Annotated in this window: 21 protein-coding genes; 12 read left to right on the top strand and 9 right to left on the bottom strand. The window is 71.4% G+C overall.

Annotated elements, in window-relative coordinates; translation table 11 throughout:
• Positions 1-50 precede the first annotated feature (50 nt).
• From AC0T5L_RS14085 to AC0T5L_RS14070, 4 genes are read right to left on the bottom strand one after another with little or no spacing between them, the layout of a single operon-like run.
• Positions 51-878 carry an ABC transporter permease gene (locus AC0T5L_RS14085; RefSeq protein ID WP_476165909.1) on the bottom strand — a complete coding sequence of 276 codons (828 nt, stop codon included), beginning with the start codon at positions 876-878 and terminating at the stop codon, positions 51-53.
• Positions 875-1,735, bottom strand: coding sequence for an ABC transporter permease (locus AC0T5L_RS14080; protein WP_476165908.1), 861 nt, complete (start codon positions 1,733-1,735; stop codon positions 875-877). Before AC0T5L_RS14080 ends, AC0T5L_RS14085 begins: the two co-directional genes overlap by 4 nt.
• Positions 1,732-1,869 carry a hypothetical protein gene (locus AC0T5L_RS14075; RefSeq protein ID WP_476165907.1) on the bottom strand — a complete coding sequence of 46 codons (138 nt, stop codon included), beginning with the start codon at positions 1,867-1,869 and terminating at the stop codon, positions 1,732-1,734. The genes AC0T5L_RS14080 and AC0T5L_RS14075 overlap by 4 nt, the downstream gene beginning before the upstream one ends.
• 44 nt (positions 1,870-1,913) lie before the next feature.
• A complete protein-coding gene (locus AC0T5L_RS14070; RefSeq protein ID WP_476165906.1) occupies positions 1,914-2,870 on the bottom strand; it encodes an ABC transporter substrate-binding protein in 957 nt (318 codons plus the stop codon).
• Positions 2,871-3,407: 537 nt separating this feature from the next.
• On the opposite strand from AC0T5L_RS14070, the gene AC0T5L_RS14065 reads away from it, so the two are divergent.
• Positions 3,408-4,355: a sucrase ferredoxin gene (locus tag AC0T5L_RS14065; RefSeq protein WP_476165905.1), complete on the top strand. Its 948-nt coding sequence runs from the start codon at positions 3,408-3,410 to the stop codon at positions 4,353-4,355.
• Between the two features lie 9 nt (positions 4,356-4,364).
• Here AC0T5L_RS14065 and AC0T5L_RS14060 read toward each other — a convergent pair whose 3' ends face one another.
• Both AC0T5L_RS14060 and AC0T5L_RS14055 read right to left on the bottom strand, forming a co-directional pair.
• The gene (locus tag AC0T5L_RS14060; protein ID WP_476165904.1) at positions 4,365-4,757 is read right to left on the bottom strand and encodes a VOC family protein; all 393 of its coding nucleotides are present in this window, start codon (positions 4,755-4,757) and stop codon (positions 4,365-4,367) included.
• Positions 4,758-4,857: 100 nt separating this feature from the next.
• Complete coding sequence (locus AC0T5L_RS14055; RefSeq protein WP_476165903.1) at positions 4,858-6,633, bottom strand: serine/threonine protein kinase; 1,776 nt, start codon at positions 6,631-6,633, stop codon at positions 4,858-4,860.
• Between the two features lie 470 nt (positions 6,634-7,103).
• Between AC0T5L_RS14055 and AC0T5L_RS14050 the strand changes: the two genes are divergently transcribed.
• From AC0T5L_RS14050 to AC0T5L_RS14030, 5 genes are all read left to right on the top strand, one after another.
• Positions 7,104-10,133, top strand: a complete 3,030-nt coding sequence (locus tag AC0T5L_RS14050) for a glycosyl hydrolase (protein ID WP_476165902.1) — start codon at positions 7,104-7,106, stop codon at positions 10,131-10,133.
• Positions 10,134-10,278: 145 nt separating this feature from the next.
• Positions 10,279-11,532 (top strand): cytochrome P450, encoded by a 1,254-nt coding sequence (locus AC0T5L_RS14045; RefSeq protein ID WP_476165901.1) that lies wholly within the window; start codon positions 10,279-10,281, stop codon positions 11,530-11,532.
• Between the two features lie 17 nt (positions 11,533-11,549).
• Positions 11,550-12,758 carry an endo-1,4-beta-xylanase gene (locus AC0T5L_RS14040; protein WP_476165900.1) on the top strand — a complete coding sequence of 403 codons (1,209 nt, stop codon included), beginning with the start codon at positions 11,550-11,552 and terminating at the stop codon, positions 12,756-12,758.
• A gap of 108 nt (positions 12,759-12,866) precedes the next feature.
• Positions 12,867-13,796, top strand: coding sequence for an aminoglycoside phosphotransferase family protein (locus tag AC0T5L_RS14035; RefSeq protein ID WP_476165899.1), 930 nt, complete (start codon positions 12,867-12,869; stop codon positions 13,794-13,796).
• A gap of 171 nt (positions 13,797-13,967) precedes the next feature.
• On the top strand, positions 13,968-14,936 hold the full coding sequence (locus tag AC0T5L_RS14030; RefSeq protein ID WP_476165898.1) for an alpha/beta hydrolase: 969 nt from the start codon (positions 13,968-13,970) through the stop codon (positions 14,934-14,936).
• Here AC0T5L_RS14030 and AC0T5L_RS14025 read toward each other — a convergent pair.
• Positions 14,878-15,879, bottom strand: a complete 1,002-nt coding sequence (locus AC0T5L_RS14025) for an AraC family transcriptional regulator (protein ID WP_476165897.1) — start codon at positions 15,877-15,879, stop codon at positions 14,878-14,880. The genes AC0T5L_RS14030 and AC0T5L_RS14025 overlap by 59 nt on opposite strands.
• 82 nt (positions 15,880-15,961) lie before the next feature.
• On the opposite strand from AC0T5L_RS14025, the gene AC0T5L_RS14020 reads away from it, so the two are divergent.
• Positions 15,962-16,816 (top strand): NAD(P)H-binding protein, encoded by an 855-nt coding sequence (locus AC0T5L_RS14020; protein WP_476165896.1) that lies wholly within the window; start codon positions 15,962-15,964, stop codon positions 16,814-16,816.
• Between the two features lie 155 nt (positions 16,817-16,971).
• Here AC0T5L_RS14020 and AC0T5L_RS14015 read toward each other — a convergent pair whose 3' ends face one another.
• Both AC0T5L_RS14015 and AC0T5L_RS14010 read right to left on the bottom strand, forming a co-directional pair.
• Positions 16,972-17,673: a pentapeptide repeat-containing protein gene (locus tag AC0T5L_RS14015; RefSeq protein ID WP_476165895.1), complete on the bottom strand. Its 702-nt coding sequence runs from the start codon at positions 17,671-17,673 to the stop codon at positions 16,972-16,974.
• An 84-nt stretch (positions 17,674-17,757) separates the two neighbouring features.
• Positions 17,758-19,329 (bottom strand): PucR family transcriptional regulator, encoded by a 1,572-nt coding sequence (locus tag AC0T5L_RS14010; protein ID WP_476165894.1) that lies wholly within the window; start codon positions 19,327-19,329, stop codon positions 17,758-17,760.
• Positions 19,330-19,588: 259 nt separating this feature from the next.
• Between AC0T5L_RS14010 and AC0T5L_RS14005 the strand changes: the two genes are divergently transcribed.
• The 5 genes from AC0T5L_RS14005 (at position 19,589) to AC0T5L_RS13985 (ending at position 26,404) form a co-directional block, all read left to right on the top strand.
• Positions 19,589-20,458, top strand: a complete 870-nt coding sequence (locus tag AC0T5L_RS14005; protein WP_476165893.1) for an FAD binding domain-containing protein — start codon at positions 19,589-19,591, stop codon at positions 20,456-20,458.
• Positions 20,449-20,964 (top strand): (2Fe-2S)-binding protein, encoded by a 516-nt coding sequence (locus tag AC0T5L_RS14000; RefSeq protein WP_476165892.1) that lies wholly within the window; start codon positions 20,449-20,451, stop codon positions 20,962-20,964. Before AC0T5L_RS14005 ends, AC0T5L_RS14000 begins: the two co-directional genes overlap by 10 nt.
• Entirely contained in the window at positions 20,961-22,343 is a 1,383-nt protein-coding gene (locus AC0T5L_RS13995; protein WP_476165891.1) for an 8-oxoguanine deaminase, read from the top strand. Before AC0T5L_RS14000 ends, AC0T5L_RS13995 begins: the two co-directional genes overlap by 4 nt.
• Positions 22,343-24,775, top strand: a complete 2,433-nt coding sequence (gene pucD / locus AC0T5L_RS13990; protein WP_476165890.1) for a xanthine dehydrogenase subunit D — start codon at positions 22,343-22,345, stop codon at positions 24,773-24,775. The genes AC0T5L_RS13995 and pucD overlap by 1 nt, the downstream gene beginning before the upstream one ends.
• Positions 24,776-24,961: 186 nt before the next feature.
• Positions 24,962-26,404 carry an NCS2 family permease gene (locus AC0T5L_RS13985; protein WP_476165889.1) on the top strand — a complete coding sequence of 481 codons (1,443 nt, stop codon included), beginning with the start codon at positions 24,962-24,964 and terminating at the stop codon, positions 26,402-26,404.
• The last annotated feature ends 59 nt before the right edge of the window (positions 26,405-26,463 follow it).

Raw genomic sequence — 26,463 nt, 5'->3', positions numbered from 1 at the left:
GTTCCCGGCGACGTCGCCCGCGTCGGTACCGCTGTTGGCATTCATCCGGCTCACTCCCCCCGGTTGACGGCGCGCAGGCCGCGGTACCAGCCCAGGACGCGATCCTCGGCGAGTTCGAACAGGGTCGACAGGACGAAGCCGACCAGGCCCAGCAGCACCATGCCCGCCCACATCTCGGGGATGGCGAAGCTGCGCTGGAACTGCACGATGGCAAAGCCCAGACCGCTGGAGCTGGCGAACATCTCGCTGATGACCATCAGGATGATGGCCAGTGCCAGCGCCAGGCGCAGCCCGGCCATGATCTGGGGGCTGGCCGAGCGCAGCACGAGCACGCGCAGCCGTGTGATGCCTCCGATCCCGTAGCAGCGGGCGGTGTCGGCCAGGACGGGGTCCACCGCGCGCACGCCCTCAACGGTGTTGAGCAGGATGGGCCACACGCATCCGGAGACGATGACCAGCACCTTCATGGAGTCGTCGATGCCTGCGAGCAGGATCATCAGCGGCACCAGGACGGGCGGCGGGATGGCCCGCAGGAACTCCAGGACCGGTTCGACGAGGGCGCGCACCCTGGTGGACAGCCCCAGCAGCATGCCCAGGCCCACGCCCAACACCGTGGCGATGGTGAAACCGACGGCCAGGCGTGTCAGGCTCGGCAGCACGTCCACGAAGAAGCGCTCGGAGAACCACAGTTCGGTGAACGCCGCGGCGATGAGGTCGGGGGTGGGAGTGTAGTAGCTGTCGGAGTTGGCGCTGGCGTAGGCGTAGACGCCGATGAGCAGCGCGGGCAGCAGCAGTACGTGCAGGACCTTGGTGCCCGCGCGCCGCGCGGAAGCCGTGACCTTGGACCCCGTGCTGTGAGTGGTGGACTGGCTGCTCATGCGGTGGCCTCCCCGCGGACGGACGTGTGCCAGCGCAGGACGCGGCGTTCCATGGCACGCACTCCGATGTTGATCAGCACGCCCAGGGCGCCGGTGGCGACGATGAGCGCGTAGACCGAGGAGACGGCGCCGCTGGACTGGGCGACGGCGATCTCTCGGCCGATGCCCGGGGAGCCGATGATCAGTTGGGCGGTGATGGACAGGATGAGGGCGACCGCGGCGGCCAGGCGCACCCCGGTCATCAGGTAGGGCAGGGTGGTGGGCCAGACCACGTAGCGGATCCGGGCCAGGCGGCCCAGCCCGTAGGAGCGGGCGGTCTGCTCGGCGACCGGGTCCACGTCGGCCACGCCGTAGAGCACCTGGATGTAGATGAGCCAGAAGCAGGCGTAGATCACCAGCAGCAGGGTGGAGCGGATGTCGGTGCCGTACATCAGTACGGCCAACGGGATGAGCGCCACCGACGGGATGGGGCGCAGGAAGTCCACCGTGGAGGTGGTGAAGGCGCGCATCCGCGGCAGGGCGCCCATGGCGAAGCCGAGCAGGACGGCGGCGACGAAGGCGATGGCCAGGCCCAGGGCCCACCCGATGAGGGTGTCGCCGACCGCGGCCCAGAAGGCGGGTGTGGTGGCGCGCAGGGCCAGGGAGGACAAGACCTCCGAGGCCGGGGGCAGGTGGCGGTCGGAGACCAGGCCCGTGTGGGGCACGGCCTCCCACAGCCCCAGGGCGGCCGCGATGCCCACGGCACCGAGGAGTGGTCTGTTGGGGCCTGTGCGGGCGTCTCCCCGCCGGCGCCCGCTGGCGCCCGCTGGGGCCGCGGTGCGCTCACGCGCGGGGCCTTGGGCGGTGGTTTCGGTCATCGGATGAACGTGTCCAGGTCGGGTTCGGAGTCGATCAGACCGTCGGTGACCATGAGTCCGGCGATGGTCTCCAGGGCGTCACGGTCGATCTCGGGTGAGGGGCGGCCAGCGCGGCTTGTCGCCGGCGTCGCCACCGCAGGTCCGGACGCGGTGTGCCCGGACCTGCGGCTCCAGGTCTCTACTGTTCGGATCCGTAGAGGGCGTCCAGGTCCGGCTCGGAGTCGACCAGGCCGTCGGTGACCATCAGCTCGGCCAGGGTCTGCACGGAGTCGCGGTTGATCTGGGCGGGGAAGCGGGGCAGGACCATCTCGTCGATGACGCTCTGGTCGATCTCGGTGTAGGTGGAGATGATGCGGCGGACCTCGTCGGGGTTGTCCTCGGCGTAGGCGAAGGACTCCTCCAGTCCCGCGGTGATGTCGGCGAAGAGTTCGGGGTCCTTGGCCACGCGCTCCTGGGAGGCGAAGTAGGCGGCCACCGACAGCTCGGGGTGGGTGTCGACGAAGTTGGAGGCGAGCTCGCGGTGCCCGTCCTGGCGGATGATCGAGGCGAAGGGCTCCACGGCCCAGACGGCGTCGATCTGGCCGGTCTCCAAAGCGGCGGGCATGTCGGGGAAGGGCAGTTCCACGAACTCGACCTCGGCGGGGTCTCCCCCTGCCGCTCGCACGGACTGGCGCACGGTGGTGTCGCCGATGTTCTGGAGGTTGTTGCTGGCCACGGTGAGCCCCTCCAGGTCGGTGACGTCCTCCACGGGGCTGTCCTCCAGGACGAAGACGCCGCTGAAGTCCTCGCCCTGCTCGCCGGTGGTGGTGACGCCGTTGGTGAGGGTGACCAGGGGCAGTCCCTGTTCGCGGGCGACGATGAGGGACACGACGTTGCTGAAGGCCAGGTCGAACTCGTCGCTGACGACGCCGGGCACGATGGCGGCGCCGCCGGAGCCGGACTCCAGTTGCAGGTCGATGCCCCGCTCCTCGAAGAATCCCTGGTCCACACCGAGGTAGACGGGAGCGACGTCGACGATGGGGATGACACCCGCGGTGACCGTGGTCAGTTCCCCGGAGTCGGCCTCTTGGGAACCGCACGCGGTGGCGGCCAGTAGTGCCGCACCCGTGGTGAGGGCGGCCAACGTTCGGCGCATCAGGGACTCCAGCCGGATCAGGGGCTCTACCGCCCATAGTTGTACGTTTAGCGAACACATGTTCTTTTTGCGAACATAAGTGATCCACCCCACTAGGTCAAGGCATGCTGCGGGCACATTTCGGACTCGTGAACAGCCGGTGATGGGATGACCATGCCTGGTCAGGGCGCTTTCGGGGCCACACGGCCGCGTGGCGGGACTTCACTGGACCCACAGCGCGTGCGGTATACGCATAGATATTCGCATAGCGAACATCGCGTGCGGCTGAGTGTGGCCGTCGAGGACGCCTGGGCCCCACGCACGCCGGTGCCGTCGAAGGCGCCCTCTCCAGAGCCCGCTTGCCGCATCCGCCAGGGGCGGCTCGACGCCCCCGCCCCGCCCGCCTTGGCGCCGACAGGAGTTCCAGACGGACCACCCCGACCGAACGGTGCACTCACGGAATGGGTAGGCTAACCTAACCATCGCGATCCATTTCGCGGCCTCCCGTGCCCTGCTTCCACGGGCGCCGTGTACCCGCCACCCGATTGGACGTGTCCCGTGCGGCTTCCCACCGCCCCGGACGGCAACCGGGGCTGTTCGGCCCTGGCCCGCTACACCGGTGAGCAGATCTCCGGAACGGCCGGTCGCACCACCGGCTGGCTCCTGATCGAGCATTCCGGCCCCTGGCGCCACCCCGCCTTCACCAGCCCCGGCCTGGACAGGGCCGTGGTCTCACAGCTGGCCGGACGCATCGCGGGCAGGGACATCAAACCCCAACTGATCAAGCGTCCCGGCGACACCGGCCGCGTCGGGACCGGGCAAGGCACCAGACGCGCCTACTTCGTACACGTCAGCCGTACGGACCCGTGGGTGCGCCGGGTGGACTTCACCGACCTGGCCGAACTGCTGGAGTACGACGTCACCGCCGTGGAGCGGCCGGAACCGCCCTCGTTCGGCACCGTCGTGGACCACACCCTGTACCTGGTGTGCACGCACGCCAAGAAGGATCCGTGCTGTGCGGTACTGGGCCGCCCGGTGGCCGCCGCGCTGGCCGGGGAACGGGCACAGGTGTGGGAGACCACGCACGTGGGCGGCGACCGGTTCGCCGCCAACCTGGTGGCCCTGCCCCAAGGGGTCTACTTCGGCCGCCTGGAACCGGAGGCGGCGCGGCACACGGTCGCCGCCTTCGAGCGCGGCCTGGTCCTACCCGAGAACTACCGGGGACGGTGCAGCGACTCCTCGGCCGCGCAGGCCGCCGATGCCGCGCTGCGTGCCCGCCTGGGCATGGTGGGCGTGGACGCGCTGACGCACCTGGACGAGGAGGAGACCGCCGACGGGGTCCGCATCACCCTGGGCCACGAAGGCGGCCTGTACACGGTGTCGGTGGCCGTGGTGGAGGGATCGGAGTGCCCGACCACGTGCTCGGCGCTCTCCCCCAGCCGCCCGGTGCACCACCGGGTGACCGAGATACGCCAGAGCCGGTCGGACGCCCCCTCCCACGGCTGACACGTCTTCTCAGGACTGGCGCGGGCCCATGGCCTCCTGTTCCTGGTCGCTGCGCTCCACGCAGAACTCGTTGCCCTCGGGGTCGGCGAGGAGGACGAACCCGTACCCGTCCTCGGTGCGAAAGTCGGCCAACCGCGTGGCGCCGATCCCGGTCAGCCGCTCCACGTCCTCGTCGCGCCGCACCGCCGCGCCCAGGTCCAGGTGCACACGGTTCTTGACCGTCTTGCCCTCGGGCACCCGCAGGAAGAGCAGGCCGGGGCCCTGAGGCATCCGCACGAGTACCTCCTCATCGCCCGGCCGGGCCTGGGGGTCCACCCGCCCCTCAAGCGCCCGCGCCCAGAAGGACGCCAGCGTGTGAGGGTCGGCGCAGTCAAAAGTGACGTGCCTGATGTAGGTCGGCACAGGGGCGCTCCCGTCGTCGGCGGGCCCGGCGCCTCCGGGCCCGCCGGGCATGCTCCCACCCCGGCGGGGCGGGGCGCACCCCGTTTTCGCGGGGCTGCGCTCAGCCCCAGAAACCGAAGCTGTACAGCAGCCCGTTGGTCGCCGCGATCGTGCCCAGCGCCAACACAGCCCCGGTGACGAACGAGGTGCGCAGCGACCGCAACAGGTACTCCAACGACACCAGGTTGTTGAGGACGAAGTAGCCCAGCATGGTCGCGTGCCAGAAGGAGTCCATGGCCAGCGGCTCGAAGGCGTAGGCCGCCCCGGTCCACACGTCGGTCTCGGTGGTGAACCACGACCACGCCAGCGCCGCACCGTAGCCCAACGGGATCTGGATGAACGGCAGGATCAGTAGCGGCAGCAGCTTGACGAACCCCCACAGGCCCGGCTGGTCGGCGCGGCGCGCCTGCGACTGCGCCCGGCGGGCTGCCTCCTGCTCGGCGCGCACACGGTCGCGGTGGGCGCGCTCGGCCTCCTGCTGGCGACGCTGCTCCTCCATGCGCCGGTGCTGCTCCTGCTGGTGGCGCTGGCGCTGTTCCTGCTGGTGCCGCGGGTCCACGGCGGCCCCGGAGCGTGAGTCGCGCCGTGTGCCGTACAGGTCGGCGTAGGGGTCCTCCCCGCCCGGCCGACCCTGCTGCTGGTGTGGGGAAGCGGCCCCGTACGCGGTGGCGCCCTGACCGTACTGGGCGGTGGGCGGTACCTGCTGGGCACCCGGGAACCGGGCCGTGGGCTGGTAGCCCTGTTGGTGGGCCTGCTCTCCCAGAACCGAGGTGGCGCCGTTGTCGGCCCCCCGCGCCTCGCCCGCGACCCGAGTGTCCTGGTCGTCGCCCAGTGCGCCCGCCGCGGCGGCGCCGGCGGCCGCCCCCGCCGCGCCGCCCGGGGCGGCGGTACCGCCCCGGCCCAGGACCTCGGTGCGCTGGTGCCCGTCGGCGGCCTGCGTGTCACCGGCTGAGGTGGCCAGTGCCTTGTTGACCTTGGCGACCTGCTCCTGTACTCCCATCATCACGGCCGGGGGCAGCCAGGCCGGCCCCATGTGCACATCGCCCAGGTAGTCCAGGATCTCACCCGGCCCGGGACGCCCCCGCGGGTCCTTGGACAGGCATGCGGCGACCAGGTGGCGCAGCGACTCGGGAACGGTCGACAGGTCCGGCTCGTGGCTGATGATGCGCATCACCATGGTGGGCATGCCGCCCTCGCCGAAGGGTCCGGTGCCCGTGGATGCGTAGGCCAGCACGGCGCCGTAGGCGAACAGGTCGCTGGCGGGGGTGAGGGTCTCGCCCTGCACCTGCTCCGGGCTCATGAAACCGGGGGTGCCGATGATCGACTGCGTGGCGGCGGTTCCGTCGGTGGCACGGGCGATACCGAAGTCGATCACCCGGGGGCCGTCCTCTGCCAGCAGCACGTTTCCGGGCTTGAAGTCGCGATGGATGAGGCCGACCCGGTGGATCTCGGCCAGCGCCTCGGCCAGGCCGGCGGCCAGTACACGCACGCTGGCCTCGGGCAGCGGTCCGTGCGTCTGCACCACCTCGTCCAGAGGTAGCGAGGGCACGTAGGAGGTGACCAGCCAGGGCACCTCATCGTCGGGGTCGGCGTCGATGACCGGTGCGGTGAAGGCACCGCTGACCTGGCGGGCGGCGGTGACCTCGCGGGCGAAGCGCTGGCGGAAGGAGGTGTCGTCGGCCATGTGCGGGTGGATGCGCTTGATCGCCACCGCACGTCCTCCCGCCGAGCGGCCGAAGAAGACCTGACCCATGCCGCCGGAACCCAGGCGGCTGATCAGCCGGTACCGGCCGACGCGTTCGGGGTCAACGCTCTCCAAGGGACCCAACGTCCTCATCCTCCGACTCTGCGCGTTGCTCTTCCACCCAGGAACCCCGTGAGCGGCGCCGACCGGCGGAAGGGGGATCCGCCGCCCCGAACGGCGGTGCGAAAAACCGCCGCGTCCGCTTCGGAGGAGCCCAGTCTAGGGGGTGGCCGGCCCCACGGAGGCGGTCGCCACGGGCCCGCGGCCCCGCCGCCGGTCCGGGCCTCGCACCCACGGCCGTCACACAAAGAAATGAAACGTTCTTATTCAGTCACCCACCACACACGCTCCACGATCAAGAGTCTTGTCCCTGTTCGGAGCGTCCGAACCAGAAAAAATCGCCAGCTTTCCGCAGAAGCATTGATCAACCAACGTCCTCATTGGTAACTTCGCTGAAACGTTTTAAAACCGTGGGCCCCAAACGCCCGCCAATACCCGGGAGCGCGCCCCGCCCCCATCCCCCTCTTCAGCGCCGTGCCCCCACGGCGCGGGAAGGAAGAACCATGCGCGAGACCACGAGCGCCGCCTCCGAGCGCTCCGGCTTCAGCCCCTCCCGCCGCTCCTTCATCGGACTGGGAGCCGCGGTCGGCACGACAGCCGCCCTCCAGCCCGCTCTGGGCCTCCCGGCCGCCTACGCCACGCCCTCCGACGGCGCATTCGCCGCGGCCTTCACCGCACCCGCCCGCGCCGCCCAGGCCAGGTTCCGCTGGTGGTGGCCGCACGGCCTCGTCGACACCAAGGAGATCAAACGCGAGATCGACCAGGTGGCGGACGCCGGCTTCGGCGGCGTCGAAGTCGCCGACGTCCACCACAGCTCCACCGAACCTCTCGACCCCCAAGGCCACGGCTGGGGCACCGACGCCTGGCGCGACGCGCTGGAGGCCGCCCTCGCCCGCGCCCAGGAGCGCGAGGTCACCGTCGACATCACCATCGGCCCCGCATGGCCCGCGGCCCTGCCCACCCTCACCCCGCAGGACACCGCGGCCATGCGCGAACTCGCCCACGGCGTGCACTTCCTGGAAGCGGGCGAGGAGTTCACCGGTTCGCTGCCCGAACCCGAGGTCTCCCCCGCCGACGGGGTCAGCGAACGCACCCTCCTGGCCGTACAGGCCCTGCGCCTGGCCGAGGGCGCCTCCACGCAGGACCTGCCCTGCGCCCTGGACCCCGCCACCCTCGAAGACCTCACCCCTCTCGTTCAAGGCGAGGAACTGACCTGGACCGCGCCCGGCCAGGACGGCGACGCCACCTGGGCACTCGTCGCCTACTGGGAGCGCGGCTGCGGACAGCGCCCCGAACGCGGCCCGCACACCGACCCCGTCTCCTACGTGGTCGACCACTTCGGCCGAGCCGGCACCCAGGCGGTGATCGACTTCTGGCAGGAGCGGATCCTCACCCCGCGGATCCGCGCCCTCCTGGAGGGGCCCGCGGGCGGAGCGATCTTCGAGGACTCCATCGAGATGGAGACCGAAGCCACGCTGTGGACACACGACCTGCCCGCCGAGTTCGAACAGCACCACGGATACGACCCGATGCCCTACCTGCCGGTCCTGGTCCGCGCCGACGAGGACAAGGTCTTCACCTTCGACTCCACCACCGACCGCCGGGCCCTGGACGACTACAACGACCTCCTCTCCCAGCTCTACATCGACCACCACCTCACACCGCTGCGGGACTGGGCCCACGGACTCGGGATGACGTACCGGATCCAGCCCTACGGCCTCCAGACCGACGCCGTCGCCAAATCCGCCCTCGCGGACACCGCCGAGGGCGAATCGCTGGGATTCAACAACCTCGACGACTTCCGGTCCCTGGCCGGGGGCCGCGACCTCGCGGGCAAGAAGGTGCTCTCCAGCGAGGCCGGAGCGGCCCATGGCGGCGCTTACAGCACCACGTGGGAGCAGACGGTGCGCACCGTCGCGCGCGAATACGCCGCGGGAGTCAACCAGGCGGTCCTGCACGGCTTCTCCTACTCCGACGCCCCCGGTGCCCAGTGGCCCGGATTCGCCGCCTTCACCCCCTACGACGGCGGCATCGGATACGGCGAGTCCTGGGGACCCCGCCACCCCACCTGGCAGCACGCGCCCGACGTCGCCGGATTCCTCGCCCGCGCCCAGCACACCCTCCAGTGGGGCACCCCCTCGGTCGACGTCGCCTTCCTCCGGCAGAAGGGCTACGCGGGCTCAGGCTTCGGCGCCGCACACTTCAGCAAGGAAGGGGTGCGTACCGGCTGGACACACCAGTTCCTCAGCCCCCGGCTGCTGGAGATCACCGACCCGCACGTGGAGGGAGGCAGGCTCGCCCCCGACGGACCGGCCTACGGCCTCCTCGTCTTCGAGGGCGACGCGTTCAACGGACGTGTCACCACCCTGCCCACCCGGACCGCCCACAGGCTCCTCGGCTACGCCGAGGCCGGACTGCGCATCCTCGTGGTGGGCGACTGGAGCGCACCGCAAGAGCCCGGCATCGACCAGGATGACGCCGAAGAACTCACCACCACCATGCGGAAACTGCTCGACCAGCCCACCGTGCGCCAGGTCCGCACACGCGAGGAGATCCCCCAGGGCCTGGACGCGCTCGACGCCACCCCCGAGGTGACCTACACGCGGGACTCACCGCTGTTGCACACCAGGCGCCGGGACAAGGACCTGGAGCTGTACTACTTCACCAACGGCTCCGACACCGACCCCGTCGACCACGAGGTCACCCTCACCACCAGGGTCCGCGACGCCTACCCCTTCGCCCTGAACCTGTGGACCGGGCACATCGAGCCGCTGCCCCTGCACCGCGCGGAAGAAGACCGCGTCAGCGTCCGCGTCCGCCTGGCCCCGGGCACCTCCACCGTCCTGGCCCTGGCCACACCGCAGTGGACCACCCGCTTCGCCGGCGCCGACGCCCAGACGCCCCCGGGCCAGCTGAAGAAACTGCGCATCAGCCAGACCGACGCCGACACCGTACGGCTAACCGACGGCAAGACCGTGGTCCGGGCGGCCGAACCCGGCACCTACACCAGCACCTACGCCGATGGGCGCACCGCGACCACCGTCATCGACACGGTCGGCCCCCAGATCGAGCTCACCGGCTGGGAGGTGGAGGTCGAGGACTGGCGCCCAGGAGGATCGGCCACCGAAACCGACGTCCGCGTCCATGAGTACTCCCTCGACGCACTCGTGCCGTGGACCGACATCGACGGGCTCGGCGAGGTCTCCGGCATAGGCCGCTACACCGCGACCGTCGAACTGGGCAAGGCCTGGACCGGCGGACACGGCGCCCACCTCGACCTGGGAAAGGTGACCGACACCTACCGGGTCACGGTCAACGGCACGGAGCTGCCGCCCTGCGACCAGCTCTCCCCCGTGGTCGACGTCGGCCCCTGGCTCCAACACGGGACGAACACCGTCGAGGTCGAGGTCGCCACCACCCTCATCAACCGGATGCGGGCCTTCCGACCCGAGGTCTACCAGGACGCACAGCCCCAGGAGTACGGTCTGCTGGGCCCCGTGCGCCTCCTGCCCTACGGCCAGGCCGAACTGTAAGGACAGGCGGCCCGGAACGCGTATGCAACGTCCCGGGCCGCCGGGCAGTTCCCCGCTGGCCGCCAGTGGCCAAGTCGAAATCTCGCATGCCCGCGGCGAGGCCGCGCGCCTAGGGTCGTTGGTACGTAGGAGAGGACCAACAGCCATGCAGATTCTCGACGCCCTCCGTACCGACGCCCAGCTGCGTACCGCCCACGGACTGTCGTGGCTGTCCGCGCAGGTCCAGGACCACCCCAGCAGGCTGCTGCACTACCCCTGGCGCGACAACCCCTACCCCACCTACCGGCGCCTGCGCGCACAGGGGCCCTTCGTCACCGGCCGCCTGGGCTTTCGCACCGCGCACACCCACGAGTCGGTGGGCGCGCTGCTGCGCGGCCGGGAGTTCGGTGTGGAGCAACCCGCCCCAGGAGCGCTCCCCGAACAGTTCGACGTCCTGGACCTGTCCTTCCTGATGCTGGACCCGCCCGAGCACACCCGGCTACGCAAACTCGCGCGGCCCGCGTTCAGCCCGCGCCGGATGGCCGAGTACCAGAGCGAGATCGAAAAGATCACCCACGAGCTGCTGGACGCGGCGATCGCCCGCCGCGACTTCGACCTCATGCGCGACTTCGCGCAACCGCTGCCGATCGCGGTGATCAGCCGTCTGCTGGGTATCCCCGCGTCCGAAGACGCCGAGTTCGTGCGCATCGGCTACACCGTCGGCGGCGCACTGGACGGCGCCCGGTCGGCGAGTCACCTGCGCCGGATCCAGCACGCCACGGCACAATTGGACGCACTGTTCGAGCGGTTGGTGGCCCAGCGACGTGCCAACCCCCGCGGTGACGTGGTCTCCACCCTGGTGGCCGAGGCCGACGACGGCCGACTCACCGCGGCCGAACTACGCACGATGTGCCGCCTGCTGCTGGTCGCGGGATTCGAGACCACAGTGAACCTGATCGGAAACGGGGTGATGGCTCTGCTGCGTCACCGTCAGCAGTGGCAGCACCTGGTGGAGGAACCCGACCTGGTCGGGGGCGCCGTGGAGGAGGTGCTGCGCTTCGACTCCCCGGTGCAGATGACCACCCGGTGGGCCCAAGCCGACACCACCGTCCAAGGACAGCGGCTGCGCGAGGGCGACCACACCCTGTGCCTGATCGGCTCGGCCAACCGTGACCCCGAGCGCTTCACCGACCCCGACCGGTTCGACATCACCCGTCCCGACGCCTCCGACCACCTGTCCTTCTCCAGCGGCGCCCACTACTGTCTGGGCGCCCCGCTGGCCCGGCTGGAGGGCCGCATCGCGCTGCGCGCCCTGGCCGAACGCGTCCCCGGCCTACGGCCCATCGCACGGCCCACGCACCGCCGCACCAGCGCCCTGCGCGCCCTGTCGGCGTTCCCCGTCACCACGAGTCACCGGTAGGAGTGGAGGCTGACAAGATGCGCGACGCGGTCTCCACCGGACGACGTGAGCTCACCCGGGGACGCGGGGTCCTGCTGACGGCGGGGGTCCTGTGCGTGGTGATCTTCGTGGTCACCGCGGTCCTCGCGATCGCCCTGCCCCAGCAGGAGCAGCCCGAGGGCGAACTGCCACGGCTGGCCCACTCCCACGGAATCGAGCTGGGGGTCGCGGTGGCGGTCAGCCCACTGGCGAACGACGCCGAGTACCGGTCCGTGATCACCGACAACTACACCTCGGTGACCGCCGAGAACACCATGAAGTGGCAGCACGTACAGCCCGAGCGCGGCCGGTTCGACTGGAGCGGACCGGACGCGGTGATGGACTTCGCCGAACGCAACGACCTCAACGTGCGCGGACACACCCTGCTGTGGCACAACCAACAGCCCTCCTGGCTGGCCCAGGGCTCCTGGGACGAGGACGAACTGCGCCAGGTACTGCGCGAGCACATGGAGGCGCTACTGGGGCGCTACCAGGGACGCATCACCTCCTGGGACGTGATCAACGAACCCTTCGAGGACACCGGGCCCCGCGTGCGCGAGAACCTGTGGTACCAGGTCCTGGGCGAGGACTACATCGCCGAGGCGCTGTCCATGGCACACGAGATCGACCCCGGGGCCAAGCTGTACATCAACGAATTCGGCATCGAGGGCGGCGGCGCCAAAACCGACGCCATGTACTCGCTGGTGACCGACCTGCTCGAACGCGGGGTGCCCCTGCACGGCATCGGCTTCCAGGGGCACTTCGTACACGGCAACGTCCCCGAGGACCTGGCCGAGCACATGCGCCGCTTCTCCGACCTGGGGCTGGAGGTCAGCCTCAGCGAACTGGACGTGCGCGTCCCGGAACCGCTGGAGGGGCGCGTCAGGGAGGAACAGGCCCAGGAGTACCAACACGTGGTCCAGGCGTGCCTGGACGTGCCCCGGTGCGTGAACCTGTCGGTATGGGGGGTCAGCGACCAGCACTCCTGGATCCCCGAGTGGTTCCCCGGGTACACCGACGCGCTGCCCTTCGACGAAGGATACACGCCGAAACCCGCCCTGGAGGGTATGGCCGAGGCACTCTCCCGGCGCCCCTCCGGACGCCGGGCACGACCCCGCGTCCACCGCCCGGCACGGCGACGTCCCAAGTCCACGGCGCGAACGCACAGGCAGACCGGACCAGGTGCGGCACGCGCGACCACGGGATGAGGCCGTGGTGCCCGACCGCCAGGACCTGTGAGGTGTTCAGCATGCGTTAGATCCGCGGCCCTCCCGTCACTCCTTCGGCCAGACCCGACGACGAAGGAGACGACGAACATGCACGAGAACACGCCCCCGATCAGCATGCCCGAGGAGCTGGCCGCATCGGTCAGCGGCTTCTTCGGCCAGGAGTGGGTGGACCGCCTGCCCCGGATGGCCGCCCAGCAGTGCGACCTGTGGGAGCTGCGTCCCACCGGTGGCCGTCCCCTGTACGGAGCGGTGTCCCTGGTGGTACCGGTGCGACGCGCCGACGGGACCCCCGCCGTACTCAAGGTGCTGCCCGTGGACGAGGAGAGCCGGGGCGAACCCGACGCGCTGCGCACGTGGGCGGGCGACGGCGCCGTACGCCTGATCGCACACGATCCCGGCAGCGGAGCGCTGCTCCTGGAGGCCCTGGACCCGGCCCGGTCCCTGGACGACGTGGAGATGGCCGAGGCCCTGGCCGTGCTCGGCGGCCTGCTCGCACGCCTGAACAAGCACCCCGGTCCGCCCGGAACACGCACCCTGGGCCCGATCACGCGGTCCCTGGCCGAACGTGCCCGGCCCTTCCTGGCCCACGAGCGCGTCGACCACCGGTTCCGGCGGCTGCTGGCCCGGTGGACGGCGATCGCACGGGAGATGGCGGCCCAACCGGGCGACCGGCTCCTGCACTGGGACCTGCACTTCCAGAACGTGCTGGCTCCGCTGCCGGGAACGGGACGGGGACCGTGGGTGGCCATCGACCCCAAACCGCTGGTCGGCGATCCCGGGTACGAACTACTGCCCGCGCTGCGCAACCGGTTCGCGGAGGAGGCCGCTCCCGGCGAGGAGCTCCGGTCGGTTCGCCGCAGGTTCGACCTGCTGGCCGAGGCCGCCGGGATCGACCGCGAGCGGGCCCGAGCCTGGACACTGGTCCGGGTACTGGAGGACTGCGTGTGGCGCCTGGAGGACGGTTGCTTCGAGGCTCCCCGTCCCCAGGTGGTGATCGGCGAGGCCGTGGCGGGCTGAGCGGGAGCCGGGCCCGGACAGGCGCCCGGACTCCGTTTCCCGACGGGTCCGGTCCGCATGGCGTCCCCGCCGTGTGGCGGCGCGCATCCGCCGCACCGCGCTGCCACGCCGGCCACCGCCCGGCCACAATGGTGACGCACCACCCGTTTCCTACTCCACCCGGAGGCTCACGTGCCCGCTCCTCCCCCCTTCGACCCCGAACTGGCCGCGGCCCTGGCCGCCTTCCGTGAGGAGGTCCCCGCCCAGATCACCCCCGACATGATCCCGGCCATGCGTGAACGCCAGGCCCAGCAGGTCTTCGACCCGGAGGCCGACCTGACCCTGGACGGCGCCTACACCGAGGCCGAGCACCACGCGCCCGGCCACGACGGCGCCGACGTACCCCTGCTGGTGTGGAGGCCCACCGGGACCACCGAACCCGTGGGCGCCCTGTACTGGATCCACGGCGGCGGCATGGTCGTGGGCACCCACCGGGGACCGGAGATCCCCGGACTGCTGCGAACCGCACACGAACTGGGCCTGGCCCTGGTGTCCGTGGACTACCGCCTCGCCCCCGAGCACCCCCACCCCGCCCCGGTGGAGGACTGCTACGCGGGCTTGGCCTGGGCCGCCGAGAACTCCGCCGACCTGGGCGTCGACCCCCGGCACCTGGTGGTGGGCGGAGTGAGCGCGGGAGGCGGGCTGGCCGCCGCCACCGCCCTACTGGCCCGCGACCGGGGCGGCCCGGAGCTGCGGGGACAGCTGCTCCTCTGCCCCATGCTCGACGACCGCAACGACTCGGTCTCGGCCGAGCAGATGGCCGGCGCGGGCGTGTGGGACAAGGTCGCCAACGCCACCGGCTGGGGCGCACTGCTCGGCGGGGCGGCGGGCGGACCCGACGTGTCCGCCTACGCCGCTCCCGCACGCGCGCAGGACCTGTCCGGGCTACCCCCGGCCTTCCTGGACGTGGGCTCGGCGGAGACCTTCCGCGACGAGGTCGTGGACTACGCCTCGCGGATCTGGAGGGCGGGAGGCGCGGCCGAACTGCACGTGTGGCCGGGCGGGTTCCACGGCTTCGACGGCCTGGCTCCCCAGGCCGCGCTCAGCCGGTCCGCGCGGGAGCAGCGTCTTCCGTGGCTGCGCCGGACCCTGGCGGGCTGAGCCCGGCCGTGGCCGTCGCACGCCGGTGCCCGGTCGGCGTGGTGCCGCGCAGGCGTTTGAAGGCGGTGCTCAGGGCGAACGCGTTGGCGTAGCCGACCCGGCGGGCGATGGCCTCGACGGTGGTGTCGGTGTCGCGGAGCAGGTCGACGGCGAGGCTGACCCGCCAGTCGGCCAGGTAGGACATGGGCGGGGCCCCCACCAGTGCGCGGAAGTCGCGTGCCAGGGTCGCACGGGAGACCCCGCACTGTTCGGCCAGCGATGCCACGGTCCAGGGGCGGGTGGGCTGGTTGTGCAGCAGCCGCAGGGACCGACCCACCACCGGGTCGGCCATGGCGGTGTACCAGGCGGGCGGCTCCGCGCCCGGCAGGGAGAACCAGGCGCGCAGTTTGGTGATCAGGGCCAGGTCCAGCAAGCGGTCCAGGACCAGCTGCTGGCCGGGGGCGGCGCAGCCGGTCTCGGCCTCGATCATCGCCCCCAGCCGGTCGTGGCACTCGTCGGCCGGGACGACCAGGGTCGGGGGCAGGGCGGCGAACAGGCGTCGGCTGAGGTCGCCGGTGACCTCGTAGGAGCCGCTCAGAAGCAGGTCGGGGGCGTCCAGGGAGTCACCGTAGGTGCGCAGGCCCAGGGCCGCCTCCTCCTGCAGGGGGTCGCCGTCCGGACCCAGGCACCGGTTCCCGTCCAGGACCGTGCAGCTGACGGGGGCCTCGGCTGGGTTGGCGACGGTGTGGGGGCCGGGGGCACGCAGGATCACCGTGTCCCCCGCGGCCAGGGGCGCGGGGGCGCCGTGTTCGGGAACAAGCCAGGCCCTGCCCCGCACCATGGTGACCAGGGTCAGGGGTGAGCCGTGGGCGAAGCGCAGCGCCCAGGGCGGGGACATGATGGACCGGCTGAAGAGCGCCCCTCGGGCGCGGACCCCGTCCAGGAGGTCGGCGAGTGCGTCCATATCCGCAAGCATAGACGTTCAGACATCAAGGTGAGCTTATGGGCCATGGATCGTCTCAGGTCCATGCGGTTGACTCGGAGCCATGACAGAGAACACGACACGGCCGGTCCTGGTGACCGGCGCGACGGGAATGACGGGCAGCCGGGTCCTGGCGCGGCTGCGCGAACGAGGGGTGCCGGTACGGGCGGCCTCCCGTTCCTCCGAGTGGAGGTTCGACTGGGCCGAACCGGCTACCTGGGACACGGTGCTGGAGGGCGCTGATTCGGTGTACCTGGTGCAGAACGACTCCGACCCGCGGACCCCGGCGTTCGTGGGGCGCGCGGTGGCCCACGGGGTGGAGCGGATCGTGCAGCTCTCGGCTCGCGGGGTCGACCTGCCGAGCTACTTCGAGAATGCGGAGGGCGCCTCCTCGCACCTGCGGGGTGAGGAGGCGGTGCAGGCCAGCGGACTGGAGTGGACCGTTCTGCGTCCTGGCTGGTTCGCGCAGAACTTCGGTGAGGGGTTGCTGGCGGACGAGGTGCGCTCCGGAGTGCTGCGCCTGCCCGCCGGGGACGGCGCGGCCGCCTGGATCGACGCCGAGGACATCGCCGAGGTGGCCGTGGCGGCCCTGACCGAAAGGGGTCACCACGGGCGGACCTACGAGCTGAGCGGCCCCCGGGCGCTGACCCTGGCGGAGGCCGCGGCGGAGGTCTCCCGGGCCCTGGGCCGCCCGGTCCGCTACGAGCCGGTGTCGGCGGAGGAGTACGTGAACGAACTCCTGGGGGCGGGATGGCTCAAGGAGGGCGCCCAGGAGATGGTCGCGGCCTTCTCGGCCATCCGCCGCGGTGTGGAGTCGAGGGTCTCCCCCGGCGTTCGCGAGGCACTGGGGCGCGAACCGCGTGACTTCTCGGGCTACGTCGCCGGGACTTTCTCCCGCCCGTCGTGGAAGGAGGTCTGAGGTTGGGACCTGATGCTGGTGAACCAATACCTCGCCTTTACGACGTAGATTCGTAATTGCGGCCGCCCCGGCCGGGGCCGGACCGGGGCGTCACCGCACGGGGGCACCCCGCCTGGTGCCCGCTCACGGCTTCCGGGCCTGGTCGGCCTCGGCGCCTAGTCCACCACCGTGATGCCCAGGGCGCCCAGGATCGCGCCCGCCTGCGCGGGGCCGATACTGGCCCCGCGCAGGTATCCGGCCTGCTCCAGGGCGGGCTCCCCCAGGTCGGCGCCGCGCAGGTCGGCCCCCGCGAGCCGGACGTTGACCAGGTTGGCTCCACGCAGCCGCGACTCCACCCACACCGTGTCGCGCAGGTCGGCGCTGGCCAGGTCGGCCTCGTCCATGCGCAGCCCCTCCAGGGTCTGACCGCGCAGCGTGATGCCCTTGCAGCGGGCCAGCATGAGATTGCACTGGGAGAAGCTGTAGCCGATCCCCCGCAAGGAGGTCAGACCCGCCCCGGTCATCCGGCAGCCGCTGAAGACGGTGTCGGTGAGCAGCGCGCCCTGCCAGCGGGTGTTGGCCAGGTCCACCCGCTCGAAACGGGTGTCGGTGCACTCGGTGTGCGCGAACACGGCCCCCGCCGCGCTGCCGCCGGTGAACACCGCCCCTTCCAGCACGGCCCGCTCCAGGCGGGCTCCGTCCAGGCGGCAGTCCCGGAAAACGGCGTCGCTCAGTTCGGCGCCGGACAGGTCCGCCTCGGTCAGGTCGCAGCGGGTGAACACGCGCGGCTTGTCCAGGGGGGCGGACAGGAGGTCACGCAGGTCGGCGCCGGACAGGCCGGCGCCCGCGGCCTCGGGGGAGGAAAGGTCAGTGCTCATCGTGCGGACTCTAGCGGAGACCGGTGACACTTCCCGTCCGGCACGGCCGCGCCCGGGTCCCTCCCCCGGCGGTACGCCCGATCCTCAGTCGCGGAGCTTGAGCGCCAGGAAGAGGTCCACCCGGTGCTCCAGGCTGCTCAGGTTGCGCCCGGTCAGTTCCTCCACCCGGCCGATCCGGTACCGCAGCGTGTTGACGTGCACGTGCATGGTGGCGGCACAGCGCTGCCACGATCCCGAATGGGCCAGAAACTGCTCCAGGGTCTGCACCAGCTCCGAGCGGTGGTCGCGGTCGTAGGCCAGCAGCGGCCCCAGCAGCCGCTCCCGGTAGGAGGACTGCACCTCCTCGGGAACCGAGGCCAGCAGCAGCTCGTGCGAGTCGATCTCGGCCCCGGCGATCACCCGGGAGCGGCCGCCCCGCAGTTCGGCCAGACGGCGGGCGTGACGGGCCTCCACCGCGGCGCCGCGCAGCTCGGGCACGTCCCGCACCGCCGAACTGAGGCCGATGGCGAGCCGGTGGTCGAGCAGGCCGCTCTCCAGGACACGGGCGCACTGGAGCAGTTCGGCGCGGACCTCCTCGGCCCGGGCGCGGGCACCGGTCCCCGGACCGCCCACGGGGACGACGGCCAGCGTGTCGTCGTCCCCGGTGACGACGGCTCCGGGATGGTCGGCGACCAGCTCGGTGACCACACGGCGGGCCAGGTCGGGCACGCGGGGCTCGGGCAGCATCACGGCGCTGACCACGACGTGGCCGCCCTCCCCGCCGCTGGCCGGGCCGATGCCGCGCATGAGCTCGGTGACCTCGTCGAAGCGCTGGGCGGCCAGCAGGCGGGGGAGCCCCTCCAGGTGGCGTGCGTCGGTCAGGGCACGCTCCTCGACGCGGCTGCGGGCGAGCACGGCGATGGACACCAGCTCGGCCACCGATTCGTGCTCCTCGTCGGTCCAGACGGCGTGGTCTCCCTCGCAGACCAGCAGCCAGGTGGCCAGGGGGTGGGACTCCTTGGTCTGTACGGGCAGGATCGTCAGCGCGCGTCCGCCGTCCTCGGGCAGGCGGACGGTGTGCGGGAAGGACTGGCGGGTCAGGGCCCGTGCGGCGATCCACTCGCGGTCGCCCTCGGGCAGGGGTCCACCGGAGGCGGCGACGTGGCGTCCGGTGGAGGAGAGGACCCATGCGGTCCGACCGGCCTGCTCGGCGGCCTCGGCGAAGGCCCGGGGCAGTTCGGCCCCCGAGGCGACCTCGGCCATGAGGCGGCGGTGGCGGTCACGTGTCTCGGCGATGGAGCTGAAGCGGTGCCGGGTCAGGGAGCGCAGCACCTCCTCGGTGACCGCGCCGAAGGAGGTCTCCGGTGGGACCTCCACCAGGGGCAGGTCATGGGCGCGGCAGGCCTCCATCAGGTCGGCCGGGACCTCTCCCAGAGCGGTCCCCGCGCCGAGTGCGACCGCTCCGGCACCGGCGATGGAGGACACGAAGGTCTCGGAGTCCTCGGGACGGGTACGCCACATCATGCCGGTGAGGACGAACTCGCCGCCACGCAGGTAGCGGGCGGGTTCGAGCAGATCGGTGGTGTAGGCCCACCTCAGAGTGCGATGCGCGTGCTCCGCTCCCGCCAGAAACCTCAGGTGCAACCGCTTGACCGCGAGCAGCTCACTGATCCGCATGAACGTCCCTCTTGTCACTCGTGTGGTGCGCGGCGGTGACGGTGATGGCTGTCGCCTCCCCGGGAACGCCGCTTGTAGGAAACGCCCAACCATAACCGTTCGTTCCGCGAACACTTCATGTCTTCACTTTCTGGTAAGGACCACGTTCCCAGTGGTGTACTTCACAGCATCACCCAACCAACCAGGGACAACGCGACTGACGAAGGACGCGCCGACCGCGGGCGAGCGGTGGCGAGAACGCGGCGACAAGAGGACGAGCATGGAGTTCCTGACCCCCTCCACACTGGAGGAGGCACTCGAGGCGAAGAGCGCCCATCCCGATGCGGTGCCCATCATGGGCGGCACGGACGTGATGGTGGAGCTCAACTTCGACAAGAGGCGCCCGACCACCCTGGTCGATCTGACCCGGATCCCGGAGCTGGCGGAGCACGGGCCCGACGGCGGCCGTACCCGCCTGGGCGCGGGCGTGCCCTACACCAAGGTGATCGAGCACCTGTCGGAAACGGCCCCGGCCCTGGCGAAGGCCTCCCGGTCGGTGGCCTCCCCGCAGATCCGCAACCGGGGCACCGTGGGCGGCAACCTGGGCGGTGCCTCGCCCGCCGGTGACGCCCACCCGTCGCTGCTGGCCACCGACGCGGCCGTGGAGTTGGCGTCGGTGCGCGGCAGGCGCCGGGTGCCCGTGCGCGAGTTCTTCCTGTCGCTGCGCAAGACGGCCATGAGCGAGGACGAGCTGATCACCGCGGTGCTGCTGCCGGAGCCCTCGGGCCCCCAGCAGTTCGCCAAGATCGGCACGCGCAACGCGATGGTCATCGCGGTGACCTCCTTCTCCATGGCCCTGGACGGCGAGCGCCGAACCGTGGGCACGGGGCTGGGCTCGGCCGGTCCCACACCACTGCGCGCGGAGACGGCCGAGGAGTTCCTGGCCGGAGAGTTCGACTGGGAGGACGGCCGCTCGCCCTCGGAGGCCACTGTGCGCCGGTTCGGTGAACTGGTGGCCGCCGCGGCCCGCCCCATCGACGACCAGCGGGGCAGCGCCGAGTACCGCAGGCACGCTCTGGCCGTGATGGCGCGCCGCGCGCTGAGCTGGTCGGTCACCGACTACCGGAAGGGAGTCACGCGATGCGCGTGAGTTTCAACGTCAACGGCGAGGACGTGACCGCCGACGATGTGTGGCCGGGCGAGAGCCTGTTGTACGTGCTGCGCGAGCGGCTGGGGCTGCCGGGCAGCAAAAACGCCTGTGAACAGGGTGAATGCGGTTCCTGCACGGTCTACTTCGACGATGTGACGGCGTGTTCGTGCATGATCGCCGCCGGACAGGCGCAGGGGCGGCGGGTACGCACCGTCGAGGGCCTGGCCGAGGGCACGGGCAAGGGCACCGAGCGCGAGCTCGGCACGGTGCAGGAGGCCTTCGTGGAGGCGGGCGCGGTCCAGTGCGGCTTCTGCACCCCGGGCCTGCTCGTGCAGACCGACGACCTGCTGGAGCGCACGGTGGGCGCGGGGCACTCCGCGCCGGGCGACGCCGAGATCCGGGAGGCCCTGGCGGGCAACCTGTGCCGGTGCACCGGGTACGAGAAGATCATCGACGCGGTGCACTTGGCCGCTGAGCGCCGCGCCGAGGCCGGGAGCGACGCATGAGCGCTTCCAGTACCACCCCCGGAGCCGGCGGGGCCTTCGCCGTCGAGGGCGCTCACGTGGTCACCGTGGACGGTGCCGAGTACGCCGACGGGCACGTGGTGGTTCGCGACGGCCGGATCGCCGCCGTGGGCGCCGGCCCGGCCCCCGGTGCCGCCGACGCCACGCGCGTTGACGGACGCGGGTGCCTGGTCACCCCGGGTCTGGTCAACACCCACCACCACCTCTACCAGTGGGCGACACAGGGGCTCTTCGCCGACGGCACGCTCTTCGAGTGGTTGGTGGGCTCCTACGAGATCTGGGGCCGCCTGAACGCCGACGTGGTCTCGGGGACCACCTCGGCCGGGCTGGCCCACCTCGCCCTGTCCGGGTGCACGACCGCCTCCGACCACCACTACGTCTACCCCTCCGGCCGGGGAGACATCGTGACCGCGGAGGTGGAGGCCGCCCGTGAGGTGGGCGTACGCCTGGACCTGGCCCGAGGGTCGATGGACCGGGGCCAGAGCCAGGGCGGGCTGCCTCCGGACGCCGTCGTGGAGTCGCTGGAGCAGGCCCTGGCTGGCACGGCATCGGCGATCGAGGACCACCACGACCCCTCATTCGACGCCATGACGCGGGTGGCGGTGGCGCCGTGCTCACCGTTCTCGGTCTCGCGCGGGCTGATGGTGGAGGCGGCGGCGCTGGCCCGGGACAAGGGTGTACGGCTGCACACCCACCTGGCCGAGACCCTCGACGAGGAGGAACAGTGCCTGGCCGAGTTCGGGTGCACCCCCGTGGAATACGCCGAGAAGCTGGGCTGGCTGGGCGAGGACGTGTGGTTCGCGCACGCGGTGCACCTGTCCGACGCGGCGATCGGGCGGATCGCGGCCACGGGCACCGGGGTGGCGCACTGCCCCACCTCCAACGCCCGTCTGGGCGCGGGAATCTGCCGGGTCACCGAACTGCTGGACGCGGGTGTGAGCGTGGGGCTGGGCGTGGACGGCCCGGCCTCCAGCGAGCTGACCCCGCTGTCCGGTGAGATGCACCAGGCACTGCTGATGGCCCGTGCCCGCAAGGGCCCCAAGGGGCTCACCGCCCGCCAGGCGCTGGAGATGGCCACCCTGGGCGGCGCCCGGGCGCTTGGCCGCGACACCGAACTGGGTTCCCTGACGGTCGGCAAGCTGGCCGACATCGCCTTGTGGCGGGTGGACGGGTTCGGCTACGACGTGATCGAGGACCCGGTGGTGGCGGCGGTCTTCGGCCCCACACCGCCCCTGGAGCGGCTCTGGGTCGGCGGGAACACCGTCGTCGACCGAGGGGAGCTGCGCACCCTGTCCGCCGAGGCCGCCACCGCGCGCGGCCGTGCGGCACACCGAACCCTGACGCAGGAGGTGAGCCGCTGATGGCGGCGACGACCCGTACCGTGACGGACCTGTCCAGCACCACCAAGGACGGGGTGGGCGCCAGTCCGCGCCGTCCCGACGGAAATCTGAAGGTCACCGGCGAGTTCGCCTACTCCTCGGACATGTGGATGGAGGACATGCTGTGGGGGGCCACCCTGCGCAGCCCCCACCCGCACGCCGAGATCCACGGCATCGACATCACCGAGGCACTGAAGGTGCCGGGGGTGCACGCGGTACTCACCCACGAGGACGTGCCCGGCGACAAGCGTTACGGGCTGGAGCACCAGGACCAGCCGGTGCTGGCCTTCGACAAGGTGCGCTACAAGGGCGAGGCGGTGGCCGTGGTGGCCGCCGACCACCCCGAGACGGCCCGGCGGGCGATGGAGCGTATCCGGGTGGACTACCGGGTGCTGGAACCGGTCAGCGACTCCCGCAAGGCGGCGCTGGATCCCGACTGCCCGCTGGTGCACGAGCCGGGCACGATCCCCGAGCACCCCGAATACAACCAGCGCGGCAACCGGCTGCGCTACCAGCCGGTCCGCACGGGCGCCTTCGCCGGGGCGGCCGGGTCCGCCGAGCGTGAGGACGGGGTCCTGGAGCGGCTGCGCGCCGAGGCCGACGCGGTGGTGACCTCCGAGTACGAGGTCGGCATGCAGGACCAGGCCTTCCTGGGCCCGGAGTCGGGTATGGCCGTCCCCGCCGAGGACGGCGGCGTGGATCTGTACGTGGCCACGCAGTGGCTGCACGTGGACCAGCGCCAGATCGCCCCGGCGCTGGGTCTGCCCCAGGACAAGGTGCGCCTGACCCTGGCCGGTGTGGGCGGGGCGTTCGGTGCCCGCGAGGACCTGTCGATGCAGGTCCACGCCTGCCTGCTGGCGCTGCGCACCGGGAGACCGGTCAAGTTCGTGTACAACCGCGAGGAGTCCTTCTACGGGCACGTGCACCGGCACCCGGCCAAGATGCGCTACGAGCACGGTGCGCGCGCGGACGGCACGCTGCTGTACGCCACGGCGGAGATCATCGTGGACGGCGGCGCGTACGCGTCGGCGACCCCGGCGGTGGTGGGTGTGGCCTCCTCCTTGGGCATCGGCCCCTACGAGGTGCCGAACGCGCTGGTGGACGCCTACGGGGTGTACACCAACAACCCGCCGTGCGGGGCGATGCGTGGCTTCGGCGCGGTACAGGCCTGCTTCGCCTACGAGTCGCAGATGGACCGGCTCGCCGAGAAACTGGGCATGCACCCGGTCGACCTGCGGGTCAAGAACGCCATGTCGCAGGGCTCGCGGATCATCACGGGCCAGGAGATCGACATGCCGCTGCCCATGGCGGAGATGCTGGAGCGCTGCCGCGACCTGCCGATGCCGCCCGAGCGCGGCGAGCTGTCCGACCCCTCCGACCTGCGCACCCTGCCGGGCGGGGTGGCGGGCACCACGCACGGCGAGGGCGTGGTGCGCGGTGTGGGCTACGGACTGGGTCTGAAGAACCTGTGCTTCTCGGAGGGGTTCGACGACTACTCCACCGCGCGGGTGCGGATGGAGGTGCTCGGCGGAGAGCCGGTGGTGCTGGTGCACACCGCCGCAGCCGAGGTCGGACAGGGACTGGTGACCGTCAAGGGTCAGATCGCCCGGACCGAGTTGGGTGTGGAGAAGGTGGTCATCGCCCCCTCCGACACCCAGGTGGGTTCGGCGGGTTCCTCGTCGGCGTCGCGCCAGTCGTACATGACCGGCGGTGCGGTGCGGGCGGCGTGCGCGTCAGTGCGCGCGGAGGTGTTCGCGCTGGCGCGCGAGCGCGGGATCGTGCCCGCGGACCTGCCCGACACCGACCTTTCGCTGGACGGCGGCAAGCTGGTGTCGGCCACGACCGGTGCACTGGTGTCGCTGGCGGACCTGCTGGGCGAGTCGGCGCAGGGCGGCACCGCGGTCGAGCGGACACGGGAGTACCACCACCGGCCCACCGAGATGCTGGACCCGGAGCTGGGCCAGGGCACCTCACACACCCAGTTCGGGATGTGCGTGCACCGGGCCGTGGTGGATGTGGACGTGGAGCTGGGCCTGGTGAAGGTGGTAGCGCTGGACGCGGTGCAGGACGTGGGCAAGGTGATGCACCCCCAACAGCTGGCCGGGCAGATCCAGGGCGGCTCCACCCAGGGGCTGGGCCTGGCGCTGATGGAGGAGGTCCAGGTCAGTGAGGGTCAGATCCGCAACCCGTCCTTCACCGACTACCTGATCCCAACGATTCTTGACACCCCGCCGATGCGGATCGAGGTGCTGGAGCACCCGGACCCGCACTCTCCCTACGGGCTGCGGGGCGCGGGTGAGCCCCCGACGCTGTCGTCGACCCCGGCGATCGTGGCCGCGGTGCGCGCTGCGACGGGGAGGACGCTGACGCACGCGCCGGTGCGCCCGGAGGACATCGTGGGTATCGAGCCGTAGCCGCGGGGCGGACCCGGTCCGCCCCGCCATGAACCGCCCGCCCCGGATCCGCCGGCGCCCTCGGCACCGGGGCGGGTGTCCCCCTCGGGACAGCGTGGTCCCGCACGCCCCCAATCGAACACAAAGAGTAACAGCCCCCTTACCCATGGCGGTGATCGCCATGCTCATCTCCCTCCAGGAGGGGACATGACCCAGCTCAAGGAGACCGGCCCCCGTTCCGGGGACCGGTTCCCCACGGATCGATCCTGGCTCGACCGCTTCTTCTTCATCGGTGAGCGCGGTTCCACCCTCGGGCGAGAGCTCCGAGGCGGGCTCACCACCTTCATGGCGATGGCCTACATCATCGTCCTGAATCCGATCATCCTCAGCAGCGTGCCCGACGCCAACGGCGACTTCCTCTCCCCCGGTCAGCTGACCACCATGACCGCGCTGGCGGCGGGACTGGTCACGATCATGATGGGGGTGGTCGGACGCGCGCCGATCGCCTGCGCCGCCGCGCTCGGCGTGATGGCGGTCGTGGCCTACCAGGCGGCGCCCGTGATGGCCTGGCCCGAGGTGATGGGCCTGGTCGTGTGGCAGGGCGTCGCTATCATCCTCATGGTGGTCACCGGCGTACGGACCGCCGTGATGAACGCGCTGCCGCACAACCTCAAGTTGGCCATCGGCGTGGGCATCGGCATGTTCGTGGCCCTCATCGGCCTGGCCAACGCCGGGTTCGTCAGCGCCGGCGAGGGCGGCAGCCTGCTCCAGATCGGTACCGCCGAAGGCGGCGGCCACCTCAACGGCTGGCCGATCCTGGTCTTCGTGTGCGGCCTGGTCCTGGCCGGCGTGCTGCTGGCGCGCGGGGTGCCCGGCGCGATCTTCTACGGCATCGTCGGCGCCACCGTGCTCGCGATCATCGTCCACTACGCGGCCGGGCTGGACAGCGGGGCCTGGGGCGATGCCAGCCCCCAACTGCCCAGCAACCCGTTCGCGGTCCCCGACTTCGGCCTGCTGCTCCAGGTCGACATGTTCGGCGCCTGGACCACCGCCGGTCCGACCACCGCCGGGGTCATCCTGTTCACCCTAGTGCTGGCCGGCTTCTTCGACGCCCTGGGCACCATCCTGGCCATCGGCACCAAGGCCGACATCGCCGACGCCAATGGACAGATGCCGCGTGTCAACCAGATCCTGGTGACCGACGGGGCCGGTGCCGTGACCGGCGGCCTGACCAGCTCCTCCGCCACCCTGGTGTTCGTCGAGTCCACGGCCGGGGTGAGCGAGGGGGCCAGGACCGGTCTGGCAAGCGTGGTGACGGGCCTGCTCTTCCTCACGGCGATCTTCTTCGCGCCGGTCTTCGGCGTCGTTCCGGCGCAGGCCGCCTCCGTGGCGATGGTACTGGTGGGCGCCATGATGATGATGCACATCAGGGAGATCGAGTGGTCGGACATCTCTGTCGCGATCCCGGCCTTCCTGACCATCGCGATGATGCCGTTCACCTTCGACATCGCCAGCGGCATCGGTATCGGCATCATCGCCTACACGGTGGTCAAGTCCGCGCAGGGACACCTGCGCGAGGTGGGCTGGCTGATGTGGGCGCTCTCGGCCGTGTTCGTGTTCCACTTCTCGATGCACGCCCTGGGCCTCTAGCGCCCGAGCCCCTGGGGCCATGAGGGGGCCGGGTCGCCGAAGGCGGCCCGGCCCCCTCG

This window comes from Nocardiopsis sp. TRM 82005, from assembly GCF_056312425.1.
The sequence above is the reverse complement of the archived record's forward strand: the minus strand, read 5'-3'. Positions and strand labels throughout refer to the sequence as shown.